This is a genomic window from Pseudoalteromonas sp. S3260 (genome assembly GCF_005886925.1).
Lineage (GTDB): Bacteria > Pseudomonadota > Gammaproteobacteria > Enterobacterales > Alteromonadaceae > Pseudoalteromonas > Pseudoalteromonas tetraodonis.
Genome location: NZ_PNCV01000135.1, coordinates 1 through 477 on the forward strand (window position 1 = coordinate 1; position 477 = coordinate 477).

General features: G+C 39.8%; 1 protein-coding gene. It reads right to left on the minus strand.

The features are described from left to right. Positions 1-477 (minus strand): IS982 family transposase (locus tag CWC14_RS16775; protein WP_138564035.1); only part of this gene is annotated, 477 nt, incomplete at both ends.

Consider the following 477-nt stretch of genomic DNA (forward strand, 5'->3'; position numbering starts at 1 on the left):
AAAGCCGAGTCACTTTAATACTCGGCTTTTTAGTCTGAAAGGTATAGGCAATTAATCCAGCCATTAAATTAACCATAAATGAGATGCAGCTGCGGTGCCTTGTATGGTCTATTTGAGCCATATTTTTCAGTTGGTCGAAAACTGTTTCAATGATAAAACGCTTTGATAACATCGCTCTATCCCAAGATGATATTGGCTGACGTTTCATATTACTTCGTTGACCTGTAATAAAATCAATGCCTTGCTCAGCAAGTTCCGCTTTTAGGTTTGCAGATACATAACCTTTATCAGCGTATAAACTACCTGTAACATTATCGACCATATCTAACACCGGCTGTCTATCATCAACATTCCCAGCTGTCACTTTTACTGCTAATAAACCACCTTCATCATTCATGATGAGGTGAAGTTTAAACCCATAAAACCAGCCCATTGTTCCTTTACCCCGCTTGGCTTTTCCCGCGAAAACTTGGTGGC